Source organism: Rathayibacter sp. YIM 133350 (assembly GCF_037404875.1).
In the GTDB taxonomy this organism is placed as follows: domain Bacteria; phylum Actinomycetota; class Actinomycetes; order Actinomycetales; family Microbacteriaceae; genus Orlajensenia.
In genome coordinates, this window is sequence record NZ_JBBELO010000017.1 from 74,140 (window position 1) to 94,573 (window position 20,434).

A 20,434-nucleotide genomic window follows, 5' to 3' on the forward strand; every position below is an offset into this window, starting at 1 on the left:
GAGAATTCTTCATGTTGGCGAAACACAACGTTACACAACGGCGGATGCCTCGGCCGGTACGTCGGCCGACCGTCCGCGCACCAGCCGGCGCAGCCCCCACGCCAGGTCTCGGGGGCGGGGAAGCAGCACCGTCGGCGGGCAGTGAAGCGCCGCGAGCAGCAGCGCCAGAGCCACTCCGGCAGCGCAGAGGGCGCCGATAGCGGCGCCGAGCGCGCCGAGTCCAGGACCCAGCAGGAGCAGTAACGACACCATGCTGACGAGGGCCGCCGATTGCGCGAGCGTGAGGCGCAGCCCGCGATTCGCGGCTGCCAGGAGTTCCGAACAGGTCAGGTTCACGGTCACGAGCACCGAAGCCGCGATCGCCACGTAGACGGCGGCGAATGCCCCCGTGAAGGCTGGGCCGAAGAGAACGAGAACGACGAATGGAGCTGCGATGGCGAGGCCGACGGCGGCGAGCAGGCCGAGTGCGGCGGCGGCGGAAATCACCGAGCGCGCCAGATGCTGCCGGGCCTCTGCGCTCGCGCCGGCCGCATCGGGAAAGACGCTCGCCGCGAAGGCCATCGCGATGAAGATCGGGAGGCCGCCGATGGTCACGGCGACCGAGTAGAGCCCGGACTCGTGGGCACCCAGGATCGGCAGCATGATGACCTGGTCCATGCGCCGGTAGGCGGTGTCGGCGATCACTCCCCCGTAGAAGGTCAGCGACCCCCGCAGCAGCGCCCGCCAGGGTGCGTAGGCGCCCGCCGGTCCGACGCGGTTCAGTACCAGCCCGAGCACGAAGGTCGCCAGCGATCCGGCCAGGTTGCACCAGAGCACGGCCGCCACCGAGAGCGCCCCCAGCATCCAGACGCCGAGCAGTGCGATCACGAACACGAGCGGCTGCGCGAGCTGCATGATCGCGACGGCTCCGAAGCGGCGACGGGATGCGAGCACGGCCGTGTCGTTCATCCAGCTGACAGCGAAGGGCGCCGCCGTGACGCCGACGAAGGCGGCGAGGGCGGCATCGGCCGGCAGCGCACCGAGCACGGTCGTCGTGAGCACCGCCGCGACGAGGGCGGACGGCACGACCGTGAGCGCCGCGAGCACGCGGCCGGTACGCACCGCGGAGAACTCGCCGTCGGCGGCGACCCGTCGGCGCACCTCGTACGGCAGCCCGACGCAGACGAGGATCGGAACGAGGAAGAAAGCGGCGAGGGCGGCCGCGGTCTGCCCCCGACCGGCCGGCCCGAGCCCGTGCGCGATGATGGGGATGCTCGCCAGGCCCAGCGCCGTGACCGAGAGCCGGCCGACGATCATGAGCGCGGGGCTCTCACGCACTGGCACGATCGCTCCCGGCAGCCACTCGGGGGGCACGGAATCCGCCCCGCCGATCGAGTTCGGCGTGGAAGGCCCGCTCGAAGTCGTCGACGTCGAACAGCCCGGTCTCGTCCCACAGCATGACGTGCACGGCCGATCCGACGCTCGCGCACTCGATGTAGACGCCGAGCGGAACGAGTTCATGCGCCGTCGTCGCACCGACCACCCGCTCGGTGCTCGAGGCCCACAACCCGCCCATGTCGACGACGTCGCCGGAGGGGAGCGAGAGCCGGATCTCGAAGGGACGGCGGGCGACACCGCCGGAGCGTCGGCGGCCGGGAGCGAGGAACGCCTTGAACGCACTGCGCGCCGAGTTCAGGGCATCGGCGAGGAACCACACCACCGGATCCCCGGCCTTGATGCTGCGGGCGAGGGCGGCGGTCATCACACTCGGGCTCCAGTTCCCGCCCCGCAGGGTGCCCAGCGTGAGCGAGGCCGTCAGGTTGCCGGGCACGAAATCGGTCCTGCGGAAGTAGCGTCGCAGGTCCACGGGGATGCGCACCCGGAAGTCGACCTCCGGCGGTCCGATCTCCTCGAGTGCGGCCAGCAGCGTGCTGCCGAGCTTGATCGAGGCGGGCGCACGGCGGCGGGAATCCCCGTCGGCCACCCCGACGCCGACGGTGCTCGGGAGCGAACCGATGCGCGCCATGGTCTGGCCGTCCAGCTTCAGGTGCACAAGCCGGGTGAGCGCCACCGACTGCTGCTTGGTCAAGGTGGCGCTGGCCTGGTAGGCGCAGGCCGTACCGCGGTTCACCTGCCGGTAGTGATCTCGGGCGGCCCGGAGGCGAGTGGGCGAGAACAGCGAGAAGCGGCGGGCGAGCACGAGGAGGGGCCGTTTGACGCGTTGCGGGTGCGGGTGCGGAAGGGGCATTCCGGCGGCGAGCGCGATGACGTTATTGCCCTCGATGCCGGCGCTCGTCCCGTCGAAGAGCTCATGCGGGAGGTCGAAGCCGACGAGCGCACCGGAGAGACGGATGCGCAGTGGCAGTCCGAGCACGGGTTGCTCGATGCCCGCCTTGACGAGCGTCTCCGCGTCCATGCCGTCGTCGAGTTCGATCACGGCGGCATCCGCGAGTGCATCGATCTCGGAATCGCGGGGTACGCGCCAGCGCGCGCCGGGAGCATCGCGCACCCGGCGCAGTTCACCGCCCTCGTCGCTGCGGAGGTATTCGCGCAGTCCCCGACGGAAGGCGAGCGCACCGTCCGGGGTCACAGGTCCGACGACACGCACCATCGTGGCGTGCTCGAACGGCCTGTCCCTGAGACGCATGCGCCTCCCTTCGCGAGTAGCGGGAGCGGTGGTACTGGCAGGCTACAGAGTCCCAAACAAAAGCCGTAACCAAGATGAGAAAACGTCATCTTGCAGCCATACAACCGAAACATGAGTGGCGCTCGCGACGACGATGATGTTTGAATGACCCCCATCACAGGGACGCCGTCGCCCCCCATCGCACGATCAGCCGAGTCTGCACCACGGCGCACGTGGGGTCAAGGAGAGGAAGGGCGAATCAGATGCGGCGAGTTTTCGCAGCGTTACGCATACTTGCGGTGCTCATCATCGCATTCGCGCTCTACGAGCGCCTTCTCGGTTCGCTCGCGGCCGGGGAGGGAGTGGACGACTACCTCAGCTACGTGACGGTGCAGACCAACCTCATCGGAGCCGTCGTCTTCGGGATGGGGGCGGTGTTCGCCCTCGCACGGAACCGCGATCCGCGCTGGTTCACCCTCGTTCGCGCCGGCGCCGTCAGCTACCTGGCCGCCATGGCCGTGCTCTACCTCGGCATCTACGGCCCGGGCGCACTCGTCGGCGGCTTCTTCTTCTCGCCGACGAACCAGATCATGCACATCATCATCCCGGCGTTCGCCATCATCGACTGGACGTCGGTGCGCGGTCGCACACGACTGCCGTGGACCGCGGTCGCCGTGATCATGGCGTACCCCGTCGCCTGGATCGCATTGACCGTCGTGAGGGGCGCCATCACCGGCTGGTACCCCTACGAGTTCCTCGACCCCCAGATGGCCGGAGGCCCGGGACGGGTCGCGGTCTTCGCCGGCCTCATCCTCGTCACGATGGCCCTGCTCGCCTGGGGTGCCGTCGCCATCAACCGCAGGGCGACCCGTCCGCGCGTCGTACCGCTGCGCCAACCTGCCTCCCCCGCCCCCATCCGGGTGGAGCGCGAAAGGACTTTACAGCAATGACATACATTGGAAACCCTGAGCGATCCTCACGTCTGAAACACTGAACGCCAACACAACGAAGACAGGATCAGCGCATGTCGAGATCAGTTGCAATTGTGGGCACGAGGGGGTACCCGAGCTACTACGGCGGTTTCGAGACCGCGGTACGTCGGCTGGCCCCCTACCTCGTGGAGCACGGCTGGGACGTGACCGTCTACGGGCGTCCCGAGACTATGAAGCTCGATGACCCCGGACGTGACCCGCGTGTGCACGTGCGCACCACGAGCGGACTGAACTCCCGTTCACTGAGCACCCTGAGCTACGGGCTGACCGCGGCGATGGACGTGGCGCGCCGCAAGCCCGACGTCGCCCTCGTGATGAACGCGGCGAACGGCTACTGGCTGCCCATCCTGCGCTCCGCCGGCATCCCCACGCTCGTGAACGTGGACGGCATCGAATGGGCGCGGGCGAAGTGGGGCCGATTCGCGAAGTCCGTGTTCTACAACGGCGCCCGCATGACCGCCCGCTACGGCGACCGCATGGTCTACGACGCCCACGCCATCGCCGCCTACTGGCGGCAGGAATTCGGCCTCGACGGCGACTTCATCCCCTACGGCGGAGACGTGCCAGAGCCTCTCGAACTCGACGAGGACGGGCTGCGGTCGCGGGACTACGCCCTCGTCGTGGCGCGCTTCGTGCCCGAGAACACCGTGCCGGAGTTCCTCTCGGCGGCCCGGCGCATCTCGCAGCGCGCCGACGTCGTCATCGTCGGCTCCTCCGGATTCGGCGGCGAACTGGACGATGCGGCGCGCTCCCTCGCCGCGGAGAACCCGCGGGTGCACTGGCTCGGTCACGTGAGCGATGACCGCCGGCTGTTCTCGCTGTGGCAGCACGCCGGCGCCTACTTCCACGGCCACAGCGTGGGCGGAACGAACCCGGCGCTCGTGCAGGCGATGGCCTGCGGCGCACCGACGGTCGCCCGTGACACCGTCTACAACCGCGAGGTGCTCGGGGAAGCAGCCCTGTTCACCGAGCCCCAGCCGGATGCGATCGCCGACGCGGTGATCGACCTGCTCGATGACCCCGAACGACAGCGACAACTCAGCACCGCCGCGAAGACGCGCGCAGTGACGGATTACTCGTGGGCCGGCGTCTGCCAGCGCTACGAGGACGCCCTGCTCCGATTGGTCGGTGAGAAGGCGGCGCGCCGCCCCGAAGAGAAAGTGCTGGTTCGCCATGAGTGAAGCCACGACCGTCATGTTCTGCCACCCCGGAACCGAGCTGTACGGCAGCGATCGGATGGCCGTGGCCAGCGTCGCTGCCCTCGTCGCTGGAGGCTACCGCGTGATCGTGGTGGTGCCGAACACAGGACCGCTCATCGAGCTGTTCGAGCAGGCCGGAGCCGAGGTGTTCGTCGTGACACTGCCGGTACTGCGCAAGTCGCTGCTGAAGCCGGCAGCGTTCGCCCGTCTCGGGCTTTCGATGCCCGGCATCCTGCGCAAGGCGCGCCGGCTCATCCGCTCGGCGCGGGCTGACCTGGTGTACGTCAACACGGTGACCCAGCCCTGGTGGATCGAGGCGGCCCGTCAGGTGCGCCGCCCCACGGTCGTTCACGTGCGCGAGGCCGAGACCGGGGTGCCCGGAATCGTGCAGCGCGGCCTGGCCTTCCCGCTCGCGTTCGCCACGCAGATCGTCGCGAACAGCGCCTCGACCCGCGACCACGTGGTCGACAAGGGCATCGGCCTGGCCGCGAAGACCCGCATCATCTACAACGGCAAGGACTGGTCGGCCTACCATCGCAGCGCCTTCGCGGGCATCTCATCCCAGCCGAACATCCTGCTCGTGGGGCGCATCAGTCCGCGCAAGGGCACCGACACCGCCGTGAAGGCGCTCGGAACGCTCGTGGAGCGCGGCGTCGACGCCCGACTGGTCATCGCCGGCGACGTCTTCCCGGGCTACGAGTGGTTCGCCGACGAGGTCAGGCAGCTCGCGACATCGCTCGGGGTCGCGGACCGCTGCGAGTTCACCGGCTTCGTCTCCGACACGGCCGACCTGCTCGAGAACGCGGACGTGGTCATCGCCCCTTCGCGGGTCGAGCCCTTCGGCACAGTGGCGGCAGAGGGCATGGCGGCCGAGCGCCCCACGATCGTCTCCGATGTTCAGGGACTCGTGGAGATCGTCGACTCGGAGGCCGTGGGCTCGGTCTTCCCCGCAGAATCGGCCGAGGCCCTCGCCGACGCCATTGCGGCCCTCGTGAGCGATCCGCTGCGGGCACAGCGCATGGCGGCCGCGGGCCGGCGGAGCGTGATCGAGCGGTTCTCGGTGCAGCAGTACGAAGAGGCAACCCTCGCCGTGGTCGCGGACGCGCTCGGCAGGCGAGCTTCGACCCGGCCCGTCGATGCCCCCGCGGCCCTGCAGCAGAAGGCTGCCGCATGAGTTCGTTCCGCACCTCGGTCATCATCGTCAGCTACAACTCGTCCGACGACATCCGTGACTGCGTCCAGGCGCTGCGCGGTTCGGAGGGCACGGAGGTCGTCGTCGTCGACAATGCGTCGAGCGACGGTACGCCAGGGCTGCTGCGCGCGCTCGAGTCGGAGGGGCTCATCGACGTGCTCGTGCTCTCGGCCGAGAACCTCGGGTTCGGCAAGGGGGTCAACCTCGGCATCCGCTCCTCGCATGGCGAAGACCTGCTGCTGCTGAACCCTGACGCCCGACTCGACGTCGATGCGCTCGCGGCCCTTCGCGAGCGCTCGCTGGATCCGTCGATCGGAATCGTCGCGCCGGTCATCCACAGCGGTCCGACGATCGCGACCATGGCGGCCGGCGAACAGCCACGCCTCTGGCCCATGTTCACGCAGTACACCGGCATCGCGCGGGCATTCCCGAACGTGTCATGGCTGCGCGGCAGGCACCTGTTCTTCTCCCCGCACGCGGCGAGCGAGCAGAGCGTCGGGTGGGTCTCGGGCGGCTGCATGTACATTCCCGCCCGCACCCGCGCCGCAGTCGGCATGCTCTCGGAGCGCTGGTTCATGTACGGCGAGGACATCGAGTTCTGCCATCGCGTGACCAAGGCCGGCTTTAAGATCATCGTGACGCCCACGGCGAGCGCCGAGCACGCGATCGGCGCCTCGGTTAACCGCAGCGATGGAGCGGTCTCGACCATGTGGGCGCAGAACACCTACGACTACTACGTCACCGAATTCTCCGCCGGACCGATTCGGCGCTTCCTCTGGCGCGTCATCTTCAGCGGCGGACTGCTCTCGCGGGCGGTGCTCTTCGACGTGAAGGCGGCACGCAGCGAGACCCACCGTGATGAGCTGCGGGGCCGCTCCCGGCGGTTCCGCGCGTTCGCGGATGCCGTCTGGCGACCGAGGCGAGCGGTGACCGGATGAGCGCCGTGCCCACCGTCAGCGTCGTCATTCCCACGGTCGGCCGCGAGGAGGTCGCGATCGCGGTGCAGTCGGCGCTGGACCAGACGCATGCCGTGCACGAAGTGCTCGTGATGGCCGACACGGCTGACGAGTTCGAGGTACCCGCAGACCCGCGCGTGCGCATCATCCGCGTGGGTCCGCGAGCCGGCGGCAACGTCGCTCGCCAGACGGGCGTGGAGCAGGCCACCGGCGAACTCGTCGCCCTGCTCGACGACGACGACGCCTGGCTTCCCGGCCGCATTCAGACCCAGCTCGCCGCGGTCGCGGCCGCCGGTCCCACGGATGACGGCTGGTTCGCGACCTCCCGGGTGCTCATGCGCCGCTCGGAGGAGGTGCAGTTCCCCTACCCCGCCGTGGCCTACGAATCGAGCGAGAGCATCGCACGGTACCTGTTCCTCAAGCGCACGCCGCGTTCGAGCCACGGGTTCATCCAGGCATCGACCCTCCTGTTCCCGCGATCACTCGCCTTGCGCGTGCCGTTCGACACCTCGCTGCGCTTTCACCAGGACATCAGCTGGCTCATCGACGTTCAGCGCACCGTGCCCAGAGTGCTCGTCGTGCAGGTGTGGGAACCGCTCGTCGTCTACAACTGGGTCGAGGGATCGGTCTCGAAGAAGATCTCGGCCAACGACTCGATCGCGTGGGCGCGCGGGCGCCTCTCCGACGATAAGCGCGCCCTCGGCGAGTTCATCCTGTCGCAATCGTTCAACTTCGCGCGGCGCACCCGGTCGACGAAGGCGATGCTCGATGTCATTGCCTCGGCCGTGCGGGTGGGCCGACCTGGCCCCGCCGCGCTCATCTATTCGCTGGGCGCCACCGCCAAGACCAGTCTGGGGATCTCGTGACGACCATTCAGCCGCGCCCGCCGGCATCCTCGGCCGCGCCGAGCTCCTCCCGTTCGGACGCGCACAGCCGCGGGCTCAGCCCGATGCAGTGGAAGGCGGCGGGTGTCGCCGGTGTGGCCGCGGCGGTCTTCGGCGGCCTCATCGCCCAGAACCCCATGGTCGTCGGCGCCATCCTCGGCCTGCTCGTGGTGTCGGGCGTCATCATCTGGCGGCCGTGGCTCGGTCTCGCGATGCTCGTGTTCATCCTGCCTCTGAACGGAATGATCTCGGCGTTCATCGGGCTCGGCCCGCAGTCGGTGCTGTTCGGGGCCATCAAGGACTACATGCTCCTGCTGATGACCGTGACGACCTTCTTCGGCGGGCGACTGAAGCGGGTTCCCATCCCGCTGGTACTGCTCGTCTTCGTTCTGCTGCTTCTCGGCGGCGCGTCCGCCGTCTTCACGCCGAACTTCGAGCAGGCCTCGTACGGATGGCGCAATGACTTCCTGCCCCTTCTGCTGCTCATCGTCATTCCGGCGACGGTGACCGCGTTCGAGGCGAAGAAGCTCGCCGTGCTGTTCGCCATCGCGACCCAGGCCTCTGCCCTCGTGACCATCTTCACGTGGTCGCAGGGCATCCAATGGCTGCGCACCCTGGGACGCCTTCCGGTTCCCGCCGGTGAGGAATGGCCGGTGTCGCTGTTCGTGGCGGGCAGCAATACACCCCGCGGCTTCAGTCCGTACGTCGCTCCGAACGAGGCGGCCGTCGCGATGACCGTGCTGCTGGCCATCATCTGGTGCCGCTCGAACTGGCGCATCCGCACCAAGCTCGCCCTGAGCGCGCTTCCCCTCGTCGCGATCGGACTCACGCAGTCGCGTTCGGGGTTCGTCGGCCTGGCCATGCTGGCGCTGGCGATCCTGGCCTTCTACGCCTACAAGATGCGGGCGATGCTCGTGCCGGCGCTGGTCTCCACCGGCGTGCTGCTCGGCATCGTCGTCATCCAGGTGTACCTGTTCCTGCTCACCGTGCTGTTCCCCATCCCCGACCCGTCGCTCGCCGGGCATGAGGACTCGCTGATGCAGAACCTGCCCTACCTCTGGACGCATCCGTTCGGAATCGGCGTCGGACAGGTGGGTCCACGGGCCTTCCGCTACTCGCTCGATGCCGTGCGCGTGGAGAGCTTCCTGCTGCTGCTCGCGATCGAGGCGGGCATCCTCGTGCTCGGCCTGTTCCTGGCCCTGCTCGCCTACGTCTTCGTGAAGTGCGTTCGGGCGGGATCCATGGAGGCGTACACGGCACCCGCGGCGATCGTCGGCTCGCTCGTGAGCATCACGGTGCTGCCGACGCTGCAGGAAGGTCCGGTGGCCTACACGCTCTGGATCGCCGTGGGCCTCGGCATCGTGGCCTGGCTCGACGCCCCTCGCCGCGATCCCGTCGGCCTGCAGCGCAGGGGACGACTGCGTGTGCTGCGGCCGCCGCGCCGGGATGTCGCCTCGCTCTGACAGCCGCTCTCTTCGACCGGGGCTCGACCCCGGATCATGACCGTCGTCAGGGACCCGGCTCGCAATAGGCTGGGCACGTGAGCAACCTCGAACGCGATCCCGCCGAACTCGTGGCGGATGCCGGGCCGGCAGCCGTCGGGCCCGTCGATGTGCAGGTGCTCACCGCACGTGAGGTCCCGCTCGGCGGACCCCGCGCGATGCCGGTGCACCGAACGCTGCCACAACGTGGGCGGCCGACCATCGGCGCCTGGTGCTTCGCGGATCACTATGGACTGGACGGCACGCCGCAGCAGGCGATGGTCGTTCCGCCGCATCCGCACACCGGACTGCAGACGGCGAGCTGGCTCTTCGAGGGCGAGATCGAGCACCGCGACAGCGTCGGCACGCGCGACCTCGTGCACCCGGGCCAGCTGAACCTCATGACCGCAGGCCGCGCCATCGCCCACTCCGAGGTATCGACGGCCGCATCCGCCCGTCTGCACGGCGTGCAGCTGTGGATCGTGCTGCCGGATTCCGCGCGTTTCACCGAGCCGTTCTTTGAGCAGGCGAACGCCGTTCCGGTGTCGGTCGGGGATGCGCGCCTGCAGGTGTTCGCCGGCGAATTCGCGGGCGCCCGTACTTATGTCTCCCTCTACACGCCCCTCGTCGGAGCGCAGGTGGACCTTCCTCCGTACGGCAGCGCCGACCTCCCGCTCGACCCGTCGTACGAGTACGGCTTTCTCGTCGACAGGGGGCCGCTGCGGGTGGATGCGACGGAGCTCGCGGTCACCGAGCTGGGTTACCTCAGCACCGACCGCACGTCGGTTCGCATCGCGGCCGGGGAGAACGGGGCCCGCGCCCTGTTGCTCGGCGGCGTGCCCTTCACCGAGCGGTTCATCATGTGGTGGAACTTCATCGGGCGCAGCCACGACGAGATCGTGCAGTTCCGCAGCGAATGGCAGGGCGACGTCATCACCGCCGGAGATCCGGGCGGCCCGTTCGGATGGGTGGACTACGACGGAGCGGCACTGCCGGCTCCCGAGATGCCCACAGTGCGCCTCAAGCCGCGCGAGTAGCCGCACCCGGCGTCCCGCCCCCGCCCCGCACGCTGAATCCGCCGTTGAACCATTTGGTGCCGGTTGAGCCGCTCCCGACGGATCAACGGCGACCAAATGGTTCAACGGCGAAGGAGAAGGCGGCGCGGGCGCGGGAGCGCGCCGCCGCTGCTACTGCAGCGAGCTCGTGAGCCGCGCGAGGTTGTCGAGCACGGTCGAGCGCAACGGCTGCTTCAGCCATGCCTCGAGCGTCAGTTCCTTGCTGACCGCGCGGTAGTCGGCCTCGACGTCGCGCATCTCCTGCACGAACGACTTGCCGCGCACGAGCAGTGAGACCTCCATGTTGAGGCCGAAGGAGCGCATGTCCATGTTGCTCGATCCGATGACGGCCACGTCGTCGTCGATCGTGAAGTGCTTGGCGTGCAGGATGTAGGGCGCCTTGTACTGCCAGATACGCACGCCCGCGCGCAGCAGGGCCTCGTAGTAGGAGCGCTGGGCATGCCAGACGAGGGCCTGGTCGCCGATCTCGGAGACGAACAGGTCCACCGGAACCCCGCGCTGCACCGCGGTCGTGATGGCGTAGAGCATCGCCTCATCGGGCACGAAGTAGGGACTGGTGATGACGATGCGCTTCTGCGCGTTGTAGAGGAGCGCGAGGAAGAGCCGCAGGTTGTTCTCGCCCTCGAATCCGGGACCGCTCGGAACGACCTGGCACTCCAGCAGGCGGGGATCGTCGATGGACTCGAGCACCTCCGCCTCCTTCTCCAGCAGCTCGCCCGACTCGATGTACCAGTCGGTGATGAAGATGAGGCCGAGCGCGTCGACGACAGGGCCCTCGACGCGTGCGACGAGCTCCTGCCAACGCAGCCCGCGCTTGATGTTGGACTTCTTGTTGTAGCTGCGATCGATCACGTTCTGGGAGCCGACGAACGCGGTGTTCCCGTCGACCACGAGAATCTTGCGATGGTTGCGCAGGTCGAGGCGCTGGTTGTTCCCCTTCAACGGCTGCACCGGCAGCATGAGGTGCCACTCCGCGCCCATCTCGGTGAGGCGGCGGAGGGTCGCCTTGTAGTCCCGCGTGTGCGACGACGCCCAGTGATCCAGCAGCACGCGCACCTTCACGCCTCGCCGCACGGCGGCCTCGAGGGCGTCGAAGAACGGATACGTGGTCTGGTCGCACGAGAAGATGTAGAACTCCACGTGCACGAACCGTCGCGCCTTCGTCACCGCGAGGGTCATCTCGTCCAGCGAGGCCTGGTAGTTCGCGATGAGGCGGGCCGAGTTGCCGTCGACCATGGGCATGGCACTCAGGTTGCTGTTGAGCTCGACGACCGAGGAGAACCAGCTGGGCCACTGCGCGTTGCTCTGGCGACCCTCGGGAACGTCGGAGTTCGACCGGATGAAGGCATCCATCTCGAGCTGCTTCGCGCGGCGCTTCTTGGGCAGCTTCGGATTGCCGATGAGCAGGAAGAGCAGCACGCCGAGGTAGGGGATGAAGAAGACGGCGAGCAGCCAAGCCGTCGCCGCAGTCGGGCGACGGTTGCGCGGGATGACGATGATGGCGGTGATGCGCACGCCGAGGTCGATGAGGGCGAGAACGCCGACGACGATGAGGGAGACGTCGGTGGAGCTCATGGGCGACTCCGCTCGAGTCGCCTGCGTCCGCCCCGATGCACCCTAGACCGCTGGCTTATCGCGGGCCGGTTTGTCGAGGCCGAGCTTTGCGCGCTCTTCTGCCTCGATCTCGCCGTAGACCTTGCGCTCCGTGCGGTCGGCGCGGATCAAGGCCCTCATGATGAACCAGAACAGCAGACCGACGAGCACGGTCGGGGTGAGCGACCAGAGTGCGTTGATCCAGAAATCGTCCATAGCCCGTACAGCTTACTTGCCCGCGGGCGATTCCGCGTGCCCCGTCCGAGTGCCGCTCACTTCGTGAACACGCCCCAGAGCCCCGTCACCACGAGGTAGAGGCCGATGGCCCCGACCACCACCCAGATCAGGAGCCGGCCCCGAGAGACCCGCTTGTCGTCGTCGTCGCCGGGGAGCTTGTTCTGATCATTCATCATTTCACCAGGGGGAAGAGGATGGTCTCACGGATGCCGAGGCCCGTGAGCGCCATCAGGAGTCGGTCGATGCCCATGCCCATGCCGCCGGTGGGCGGCATGCCGAATTCGAGGGCGCGCAGGAACTCCTCGTCGAGCCGCATCGCCTCGGGGTCTCCCCCGGCGGCGAGCTTGGCCTGCTCGACGAAGCGCTCGCGCTGCACCACGGGGTCCACCAGCTCGGAATATCCCGTCGCCAGCTCGAACCCGCGCACGTAGAGGTCCCACTTCTCCACGACACCAGCGGTGCTGCGGTGCCAGCGGACGAGGGGGCTGGTGTCGAGCGGGAAGTCCATCACGAAGGTCGGGCGCACGAGGTCGCCCTTGACGAAGTGCTCCCAGAGCTCCTCGACGTACTTGCCCGCGAGCGGATGCTCGACCTCGATGCCCTCGGCATCGGCGAGAGCTCGCAGCTCGGCGATCGGCGTCTCGGGGGTGATCTCGCGCCCGAGCGCCTCGGAGAGCGAGCCGTACATCGAGATGCGGTCCCATTCGCCGCCGAGGTCGTATTCGGTGCCGTCGGCCCAGGTGACCACGTGGGAGCCGCTGACGGCGACCGCCGCATCCTGGATGAGGCGTTGCGTGAGCTCGGCCATCGAGCCGTAGTCGCCGTAGGCCTGATACGCCTCGAGCATCGCGAACTCGGGCGAGTGCGTGGAGTCGGCGCCCTCGTTGCGGAAGTTGCGGTTGATCTCGTACACCCGCTCGATGCCGCCGACGACGGCGCGCTTGAGATAGAGCTCGGGGGCGATGCGCAGGTACAGGTCAGTGTCGAACGCGTTGGAGTGGGTGACGAACGGGCGCGCGGAGGCACCGCCGTGCATCACCTGCAGCATCGGGGTCTCGACCTCGATGTAGTCGCGCTCACCGAAGGTGCGCCGCAGGCTGGCGACGGCTGCGGCCCGGTCGACGACGATGCGCCGCGCCTGCTCCCGTGCGATGAGGTCGAGGTAGCGGCTGCGCATGCGCGTCTCTTCGCTGAGCTCGTTGTGCAGGTTGGGCAGCGGGAGCAACGCCTTCGAGGCGATGCGCCAGTCCTTCACCAGGATGGAGAGCTCGCCGCGCCTGCTCGTGATGACCTCGCCGGCGACGAAGAGGTGATCGCCGAGGTCGACGAGTTCCTTCCATTGGGCCAGCGATTCCTCGCCCACCTCACCGAGTGAGACCATCGCCTGGATGCGGGCTCCGTCGCCGGACTGCAGCGAGGCGAAGCACAGCTTGCCCGTGTTGCGCAGGTGCACGATGCGGCCGGCCAGGGCCACCGTCTCGCCCGTCGCGGTGTCGGGCTCCAGGCCCTGGAAGCGCTCGCGCACCGCGGGGATGGTGTCGGTGACGGGCACGCTCACGGGATAGGCGCCGCCGCCGGCATCGGCCGAGGCGGTCAGGCGCTCGCGCTTGGCCAGCCGCACGGCCTTCTGCTCGGAGATCTCCCGTTCCGAGACCTCGGCGGCAGTGGGCTCGGGCGTTGTGTTCTCGTCGGCCATGATCTCTCCGGTCGGGGCCCGCGAGGGCTACAGCGTGATGGTGGTGTTGTCGATGAGACGCGTCGTACCGACGCGCGCAGCCACGAGCACCGTGGCCGGGCCGTGCGCGTCATCCGTGATCGGCAGGAAGGTCTGCGGATCGACGACGACGAGATAGTCCAGCTTAACCGCGTCGCGGTCCCCGAATACCGCCGTGGCCTCCGCGAGCACCTCGGCAAGTCCTTCGGCGGATGCGCCTTCCGCAGCGCGGAGGGACTCGGACAGGGTCAGCGCCGCCGCCCGCTGGTCGGGATCGAGGTAGCGGTTGCGGCTCGAGAGGGCCAGGCCGTCGGATTCGCGCACCGTCGGAACGGTCACGACATCGACCGGCACGTCGAGCTCGCGCACCATGCGGTGCACCAGGAAGACCTGCTGCGCATCCTTCTGGCCGAAGAACACGACATCGGGCCGCACGATGTTCAGCAGCTTCGCCACGACGGTCAGCATGCCGTCGAAGTGCCCCGGGCGTGAGGCGCCCTCGTACAGCGTGCCGATCTCGCCGGCGCTCACCCGCGTCTCGACGGGGCCGTGCGGATACATCGTGGCGACGCTCGGTGCGAACACGGCGGTTACGCCGCGATCGGCGAGCGCCGCGAGATCCGCATCCAGGGTGCGCGGGTAGGTGTCGAGGTCTTCACCGGCGCCGAACTGCAGCGGGTTGACGAAGATGGAGACGATGACGGTGCGATCCTCAGCCGCGGCGGCGTCGACGAGCGCGAGATGTCCGGCGTGCAGCGCGCCCATCGTGGGCACGAGAGCGACGGAGCGACCCGCCGCGTGAGCCTCGGCCGTCGTTGCCCGAAGGGCCTCGATGCTCGTGATGAGGGCGGGGGTGGTGCTCATGGATGCTCCGCAGGTGGGCTCTGCGGCCCGTCGTCGTCGGCCAGGAGATCGGCCACATCGATGGTAGTGCCTGCGCCGGTGCGGGCGAGCGCAGCCTCGACCGCCGAGCGCACGAGCGGCGCCAGCACGGGCCCGGCGTTGTGCACGCCGATGCCGACGAGCAGGTTCGCCGCCTGCTCGACGATGGACGTCGAGAATGTGACGGCCGTCTCGATGGCCTCGGCATAGGCGGCGCGGTCGGCCTCGGCCACGACGAGGGGCTCCCCGCCCATCTCGACCACGAGCGCCTGGCCGATGGGCAGCACGGGTGCCGGAGCGGTCACCGCGAACCAGGCATCCGCCAGCCGGGCGATGTCGATGCTCGTACCGGTGAAGGCCATCGCCGGATGCACGGCGAGCGGAATGACGCCGGCCGCGAGTGCCGGGGCGAGCACGGCGGTGCCGAAGCGCGCGGCCGTGTGCAGCACGAGCTGTCCGGGCTGCCAGGCGCCTGTGGCCGCGAGCCCGGCGACGAGGTCGGGCAGCTCGCGGTCGGGAACGGCGAGGATGACGAGCTCGCTGCGCTCGATGATCTCGGGCACGGACAGGATGGGAACGCCCGGCAGCATCGCCTCGGCCCGGTCCCTGCTGCTCGCCGAGACCGCCGAGATGCCGACGACGGCGTGCCCGGCCCCGCCGAGGGCGGCACCCAGGACCGGTCCAACCCTGCCGGCACCGACGATGCCCACTCCCAGTCGCCCCGCTCGCTGCTCGCTCATGCGCTCCCCCAGTGGTGGCTCGTGTCCATGCCGGCGAAGGAGACGGCATCGGCGGCGGTTCTCTCGAAGACGGCCAGTGCGACCGCGGCGTCGGCGACCTCGAGCACCGCGCGCACGGGTCCGGCCACCGTGTGCAGCTGCACGGATGCCAGCCGCAGCATCCGTTGGATCGGCCCCTGGTGCATGCCGACGCTCTGCAGCCGGGCGAGCGGCACGACCGCCAGCTCACGGGCGAGCACGCCGTGGCGCAGCAGCAGCACCCCCGCGTGGCGGCGGTATCCCGTACGCCGCCACGAGAACGGGCGCAGCCAGGCCGCTCGCCGGGGAGCGTTGTCGAACCCGTCCGATCCACCGCGCGAGGTCAGGCCGATCTCGACGACGCCCTCGGCGCCGGCATCCGTGAATGCGGGAAGGATGAGCTCGAGCACCCGCCGTACGTCTTCGCGGTCGCCGACGGGCAGCACTGTCGTGTTCTCGCGGTTCTGGCGGTCGCTGCCGCCGCGGCCGGCCGTGTTGACCTGCAGCCGCCACCAGCCGAACGGTCGCCAGAGCAGGGGCTGGCTCACCCCGATCGCGTGGATGCGCCCGGGCGGGAGCGTCTCGTTGTTGGTCGAGAGCAGGCCGTAGCCCACGCGCACACCGTCAGGTGTTCCCGCGATCGAGTACCGCAGCTGGCGGGTGGTGCGGTTGACGTAGAAGCTGAAACCGCCGAGCAGCACCGGCAGCACGGCGAAGATCGGCCAGTAAGCGCCGTTCGCGACGCCGATGATGATGGCGATGATCATCGCCATGAGGAAGACCGTGAAGCCGTTCAGCACCACCGAACCGATGAGGCGGCCGATCGGGATGCGCACGACGGATGCCGGCGGTGCGGCATCGGGGTCGAGCTCGGGGGCGAGGAACTCATCCACGCGGTCGCGGACGACGTCGGAGAACCCGGGTCCGCGCGCGGGTGCGGCGGAGGCGACACCATTCTCAGTGCCGGCTGTCGGCGTCGCGGCGCTGTCCGCGATCTCGGTCGCCGTACCGGGCTCCGCGGCGGCCAGGCGGGCCCGCCGCTCCGCGACGACGCCCGAAGCGAGCGTGAGGATCTCCCGGCGCAGCTCGTCGGCCTGGCGCGAAGCAAGGTAGGCCAGCTGCACGTTCGCGTCGTTGCCCGCAACGGTGATGTCGATCTTCGCGGCGCCGAAGATGCGCGCCAGCAACGGCCGCGTGATGCTCACCCCCTGGATGCGGTCCAGCCGTGCCCTGCGATGGGTTCGGGAGAGCAGCCCGCTGCGCACCTCGACCACCTCGTCGGTGACGCGGAAGCTGTGCACGCGCCACGACAGGTAGAACACGACGATGACCGCGACCAGCACGACGAACACGGCGAGCAGCGCCCAGCCGACGAGGCCGCGTCGCAGGATCTCATCGATCGGGTCCTCCCCGTACTGGGGAACGCCGAAGAAGAGGTCGAGCAGCCGCTCACGCAGGTTGGCGATGACGAAACCGACGATCGCGACGAAGGCGATGCCGCCACGCAGCAACGGCGTTGCGGGGTGCAGTCGATGCCACTCCCCGTCGGCGAGGTTCACAGCCCGGCCCGGCGCGTCTCCGCGAGCGCGACCAGCTCGTCGCGCAGGCGCTCGGCATCACCGAAGGAGAGGCCCGGTATGGCCACGCCGGTCGCCGCGGCGGCGGTCACGAGTCGCAGGTCGGCGAGCCCGAGGGCGCGCGAGAGCGGACCCCGGGTGATGTCGATGAGCTGCATGCGGCCGAACGGCACGGCGACGAAGCGCTGGAACATGATGCCCCGCCGGAAGACGAGGTCATCCGCTCGCAGCGCGTAGCCGATGGAACGCACCCGGCGCGGTTCGAGGGCGATCGCGATGAGGAAGCCGACGGCGAGAACCGGAAGCACCCACACGAGCCACGACCAGCCGGCGACGAGCCAGAGCACGGTGCCGGCCCCGCACACCACGACGGCCGACGCGATGCGGCCGACGATGGCGACGACGAGGTAGGTCGGTGAGACCCGGCGCCACTGCACGCCGTCGAGCTCCACGCGCTGCGTGCGGGTCTCAGGCATGCGCCTCGTCGGCCTTCTCGGTGTCGTCGGGGGGAAGCGTGCACAGGAACTCGGCCACGAGCCCGGCGATCATCAGCACGACGGCTCCGATCACGGACGCCACGACGAGCCAGATGGGCCCGAGCGACCCGATCGCCGATCGGGTGAGCAGGTAGAGTAGCAGCCCGGCAGCGACGCCGAGCAGCACACCGCCCGCGAGGGCCGACGCCTTGGCGAGGGCGGCGATGCGCGTCGCCCGGAACGGGTCGATGCGGGTCGTGGACGTGCCCGTGACCGCCCGCCTGATGGGGACCGCGAGCGCGATGACGACGGCCGCGATGACGATGAGGGTGACGGCCAACGTGAGCGGCGGCACGAAGATGGGCTTGCCCGCCGCGGCGGAACCCAGTTCCACCAGGTAGCCCGCGACCACGCCGAGAAGCCCGAGCGCGACAAGGGTGGTCGGATGCGTGCGGGTCACGATGACGCTCCGTTCGGCCAGGGCTGCACGACGTCGCTGACGACGGTGAGGAGGTCGGCCACGGATCCATGCTGCACGAGCTGGGCCGTCGGGTCCAGCTGCAGCCACGGAGCGAGCACGAAGGCGCGCTCGTGGGCCCGGGGATGCGGCAGGGTGAGCCGATCGTCGTGCAGCACCCGGCCGTCGTAGTCGACGATGTCGATATCGAGGGTGCGGTCTCCCCAGCGCTCGTCGCGCACGCGGCCGTGGGCGTTCTCGATACGGGCGAGCTGGTGCAGCAGGGCGTGCGGTTCCAGGCTCGTGGCGACGATCACGACGGCGTTCAGGTAGCGCGGCGCCCGTTCATCGGTGCCGTGCACCTTGAGGGCGGCCGATTCGACGAGGTGCGAGACCCCCAGCAGCCGCACGTCGGGGGTGTCGGCGATCTCGGTGACGGCCGCGCGGATCTCCCCGGCGCGGTCGCCGAGGTTGCTCCCCAGCGAGAGCACGACGCGCAGCTCGCCCTGCTGCAGCGCGTTCGTCACGCCCGATCCCGGGTGATCGTGATGGCGACGTCGTCGAAGGGCACCGTGATGGGGGCCTGCGGTTTGTGCACGGTCACCCGGGTGCTCCGGGCAGCGGGATGCGCGAGCACGGTCGCCGCCACCCGTTCCGCGAGCGTCTCGATGAGGTCGACCGGGTCGCGGCGCACCGCATCCGTCACGTCGATGGCGAGGGTGCCGTAGTCGATCGTCGCCGAGAGGTCGTCGTTCTCGGCCGCCGATGCCGCATCGAGCCAGACCGTGAGATCGATGACGAACGGCTGACCGTCGCGGCGCTCGTGCGCGAAGACACCGTGGTGGGCGTCGACGCGCAGTCCGGTGAGGGTGATGCTGTCGAGCTGGCCCGGCTGGGGGTTATCCACGTGCTCCACCTTGCCATGCCCGCACGACGTCGAGGGCGCGACGCGTGCTGAGAACGTCGTGAACCCGCACACCCCACACCCCGGCACGGGCGGAGAGGGCGCTGATGACGGCGGTCGGCAGGTCGCGGTCGGCCATGGGGGCGTCTTCCGGAAGCAACGCTCCGACGAAGCGCTTGCGTGATGCCGCCACGAGGATGGGGCGGCCGAGCGAGCCCAACTCGTCCAGCCGTGCCAGCAGCTGCCAATTGTGGCCGGCGTTCTTGGCGAAGCCCAGTCCGGGATCGATGACGATGCGCTCCTCGCGGATGCCGGCGTCGCTCAGCGCCTCCAGTCGCGCGGCGAGCTCGGAACGCACGTCGGTGACGACGTCGCCGTACTGCGTGCGCTCGTTCATGCGGTCGGAGTGACCCCGCCAGTGCATGGCGACGTACTGCACGTCGAGGCCGGCGACGGCATGGGCCATGGCCGGATCGGCGAGCCCGCCCGAGACGTCGTTGACGATGGCGGCGCCTGCGGATGCCGCGGCCACCGCCGTTGCCGCATTCATGGTGTCCACACTCACTCGCACGCCCGCACCGGCCAGCGCGGCGATCACCGGGATCACCCGGTGCTGCTCGGCCTGCGGATCCACGCGCGCCGCCCCGGGACGGGTCGACTCGCCGCCCACATCGATCACCTGGGCACCCTGGTCGACGAGGTCGAGCGCGTGGGCGATCGCGGCATCCGTGTCGGCCCACCGACCGCCGTCACTGAAGGAGTCGGGCGTGACGTTGAGGACGCCCATGATCAGCGGCAGACCGGCCTCGTCGCTGCCGGATGCGGCCGCTGGCGGCTCGATCACGACGGCCTCTCAGTCACGCGGGAACGATCCGATCAGGCCCATGACGTCCGCACGCTGCCCGGGATCGGCCAGGCCGCCCCGGCTCGCGATCGTGACGGTCGAACTGCCCGTCTGGCGCGAGCCGCGCGCGACGACGCAGCGGTGCACCGCATCCATCACCACGAGCACGCCGCGTGGCGCGAGGCCCTGCTCGAGGGCGTCGGCGATCTCCTCGGTCAGGCGCTCCTGCAGCTGCGGTCGGGCGGAGAGCGTCTCGACGACGTCGGAGAGCTTGCCGAGACCGACCACCTTCTCGCCGGGCTGGTAGGCGATGTGCACGACGCCGACGAAGGGAAGCAGGTGGTGCTCGCACACGGAGCGGAAGTCGATGCCGCGCACGATCACCGCATCGCTCGTCTGCGGCAGCCCGTCGGCCTGGGTGCCGAGCGGGACCGCGTCGCTCAGGTGCGAGACCGGGTCGACCTCGAGCCCGCCGAAGAACTCGGCGTAGCTGTCGGCGACCCGCTGCGGCGTCTTCACGAGGCCGGGCCTCTCCGGGTTCTCGCCGATGGCGAGCAGCAGCTCGGTGACCGCCGCCTCGATGCGCGCCCGGTCGACACCGGCCATG

General features: G+C 69.4%; 22 protein-coding genes. 7 read left to right on the top strand and 15 right to left on the bottom strand.

Features of this window, described 5'->3' with window-relative positions; all coding sequences use genetic code 11:
• Window positions 1-30: 30 nt before the first annotated feature.
• Window positions 31-1,323: an oligosaccharide flippase family protein gene (locus tag WDJ51_RS04055; protein WP_337851150.1), complete on the bottom strand. Its 1,293-nt coding sequence runs from the start codon at window positions 1,321-1,323 to the stop codon at window positions 31-33.
• Window positions 1,310-2,626 carry a hypothetical protein gene (locus WDJ51_RS04060; RefSeq protein ID WP_337851151.1) on the bottom strand — a complete coding sequence of 439 codons (1,317 nt, stop codon included), beginning with the start codon at window positions 2,624-2,626 and terminating at the stop codon, window positions 1,310-1,312. Before WDJ51_RS04060 ends, WDJ51_RS04055 begins: the two co-directional genes overlap by 14 nt.
• Before the next feature lie 278 nt (window positions 2,627-2,904).
• Between WDJ51_RS04060 and WDJ51_RS04065 the strand changes: the two genes are divergently transcribed.
• The 7 genes from WDJ51_RS04065 (at window position 2,905) to WDJ51_RS04095 (ending at window position 10,346) form a co-directional block, all read left to right on the top strand.
• Window positions 2,905-3,555 carry a Pr6Pr family membrane protein gene (locus WDJ51_RS04065; RefSeq protein ID WP_337851152.1) on the top strand — a complete coding sequence of 217 codons (651 nt, stop codon included), beginning with the start codon at window positions 2,905-2,907 and terminating at the stop codon, window positions 3,553-3,555.
• Between the two features lie 74 nt (window positions 3,556-3,629).
• Complete coding sequence (locus tag WDJ51_RS04070) at window positions 3,630-4,778, top strand: glycosyltransferase (protein WP_337851153.1); 1,149 nt, start codon at window positions 3,630-3,632, stop codon at window positions 4,776-4,778.
• A complete protein-coding gene (locus WDJ51_RS04075) occupies window positions 4,771-5,970 on the top strand; it encodes a glycosyltransferase family 4 protein (RefSeq protein WP_337851154.1) in 1,200 nt (399 codons plus the stop codon). The genes WDJ51_RS04070 and WDJ51_RS04075 overlap by 8 nt, the downstream gene beginning before the upstream one ends.
• The gene (locus tag WDJ51_RS04080; protein WP_337851155.1) at window positions 5,967-6,926 is read left to right on the top strand and encodes a glycosyltransferase family 2 protein; all 960 of its coding nucleotides are present in this window, start codon (window positions 5,967-5,969) and stop codon (window positions 6,924-6,926) included. The genes WDJ51_RS04075 and WDJ51_RS04080 overlap by 4 nt, the downstream gene beginning before the upstream one ends.
• A complete protein-coding gene (locus WDJ51_RS04085; protein WP_337851156.1) occupies window positions 6,923-7,810 on the top strand; it encodes a glycosyltransferase family 2 protein in 888 nt (295 codons plus the stop codon). The genes WDJ51_RS04080 and WDJ51_RS04085 overlap by 4 nt, the downstream gene beginning before the upstream one ends.
• A complete protein-coding gene (locus WDJ51_RS04090) occupies window positions 7,807-9,291 on the top strand; it encodes a hypothetical protein (protein ID WP_337851157.1) in 1,485 nt (494 codons plus the stop codon). The genes WDJ51_RS04085 and WDJ51_RS04090 overlap by 4 nt, the downstream gene beginning before the upstream one ends.
• Before the next feature lie 77 nt (window positions 9,292-9,368).
• Window positions 9,369-10,346 carry a pirin family protein gene (locus tag WDJ51_RS04095; RefSeq protein WP_337851158.1) on the top strand — a complete coding sequence of 326 codons (978 nt, stop codon included), beginning with the start codon at window positions 9,369-9,371 and terminating at the stop codon, window positions 10,344-10,346.
• A gap of 150 nt (window positions 10,347-10,496) precedes the next feature.
• Here the strand turns inward: WDJ51_RS04095 and cls are convergent, their stop codons facing one another.
• The 13 genes from cls to folE all read right to left on the bottom strand — a co-directional run bounded on the left by cls (window position 10,497) and on the right by folE (window position 20,433).
• On the bottom strand, window positions 10,497-11,960 hold the full coding sequence (gene cls / locus WDJ51_RS04100) for a cardiolipin synthase (RefSeq protein ID WP_337851159.1): 1,464 nt from the start codon (window positions 11,958-11,960) through the stop codon (window positions 10,497-10,499).
• Between the two features lie 42 nt (window positions 11,961-12,002).
• On the bottom strand, window positions 12,003-12,194 hold the full coding sequence (locus tag WDJ51_RS04105; RefSeq protein WP_337851160.1) for a hypothetical protein: 192 nt from the start codon (window positions 12,192-12,194) through the stop codon (window positions 12,003-12,005).
• A gap of 56 nt (window positions 12,195-12,250) precedes the next feature.
• On the bottom strand, window positions 12,251-12,391 hold the full coding sequence (locus WDJ51_RS04110; RefSeq protein WP_337851161.1) for a hypothetical protein: 141 nt from the start codon (window positions 12,389-12,391) through the stop codon (window positions 12,251-12,253).
• Window positions 12,388-13,911 (bottom strand): lysine--tRNA ligase, encoded by a 1,524-nt coding sequence (gene lysS / locus WDJ51_RS04115; RefSeq protein ID WP_337851162.1) that lies wholly within the window; start codon window positions 13,909-13,911, stop codon window positions 12,388-12,390. Before lysS ends, WDJ51_RS04110 begins: the two co-directional genes overlap by 4 nt.
• A 27-nt stretch (window positions 13,912-13,938) precedes the next feature.
• A complete protein-coding gene (gene panC, locus WDJ51_RS04120; protein ID WP_337851163.1) occupies window positions 13,939-14,793 on the bottom strand; it encodes a pantoate--beta-alanine ligase in 855 nt (284 codons plus the stop codon).
• Window positions 14,790-15,551 (bottom strand): Rossmann-like and DUF2520 domain-containing protein, encoded by a 762-nt coding sequence (locus tag WDJ51_RS04125; RefSeq protein WP_337851164.1) that lies wholly within the window; start codon window positions 15,549-15,551, stop codon window positions 14,790-14,792. The genes panC and WDJ51_RS04125 overlap by 4 nt, the downstream gene beginning before the upstream one ends.
• A complete protein-coding gene (locus tag WDJ51_RS04130; protein ID WP_337851165.1) occupies window positions 15,548-17,128 on the bottom strand; it encodes a PH domain-containing protein in 1,581 nt (526 codons plus the stop codon). Before WDJ51_RS04130 ends, WDJ51_RS04125 begins: the two co-directional genes overlap by 4 nt.
• Window positions 17,125-17,622 (bottom strand): PH domain-containing protein, encoded by a 498-nt coding sequence (locus tag WDJ51_RS04135; RefSeq protein ID WP_337851166.1) that lies wholly within the window; start codon window positions 17,620-17,622, stop codon window positions 17,125-17,127. The genes WDJ51_RS04130 and WDJ51_RS04135 overlap by 4 nt, the downstream gene beginning before the upstream one ends.
• Window positions 17,615-18,082, bottom strand: a complete 468-nt coding sequence (locus WDJ51_RS04140) for a DUF3180 domain-containing protein (RefSeq protein ID WP_337851167.1) — start codon at window positions 18,080-18,082, stop codon at window positions 17,615-17,617. Before WDJ51_RS04140 ends, WDJ51_RS04135 begins: the two co-directional genes overlap by 8 nt.
• Window positions 18,079-18,606, bottom strand: coding sequence for a 2-amino-4-hydroxy-6-hydroxymethyldihydropteridine diphosphokinase (folK, locus tag WDJ51_RS04145; protein WP_337851168.1), 528 nt, complete (start codon window positions 18,604-18,606; stop codon window positions 18,079-18,081). The genes WDJ51_RS04140 and folK overlap by 4 nt, the downstream gene beginning before the upstream one ends.
• On the bottom strand, window positions 18,603-18,986 hold the full coding sequence (gene folB, locus WDJ51_RS04150) for a dihydroneopterin aldolase (RefSeq protein WP_337851169.1): 384 nt from the start codon (window positions 18,984-18,986) through the stop codon (window positions 18,603-18,605). Before folB ends, folK begins: the two co-directional genes overlap by 4 nt.
• Window positions 18,979-19,770, bottom strand: coding sequence for a dihydropteroate synthase (gene folP / locus WDJ51_RS04155; RefSeq protein ID WP_337851239.1), 792 nt, complete (start codon window positions 19,768-19,770; stop codon window positions 18,979-18,981). Before folP ends, folB begins: the two co-directional genes overlap by 8 nt.
• 66 nt (window positions 19,771-19,836) lie before the next feature.
• Complete coding sequence (gene folE, locus WDJ51_RS04160) at window positions 19,837-20,433, bottom strand: GTP cyclohydrolase I (protein WP_337851170.1); 597 nt, start codon at window positions 20,431-20,433, stop codon at window positions 19,837-19,839.
• Window position 20,434: the final 1 nt, after the last annotated feature.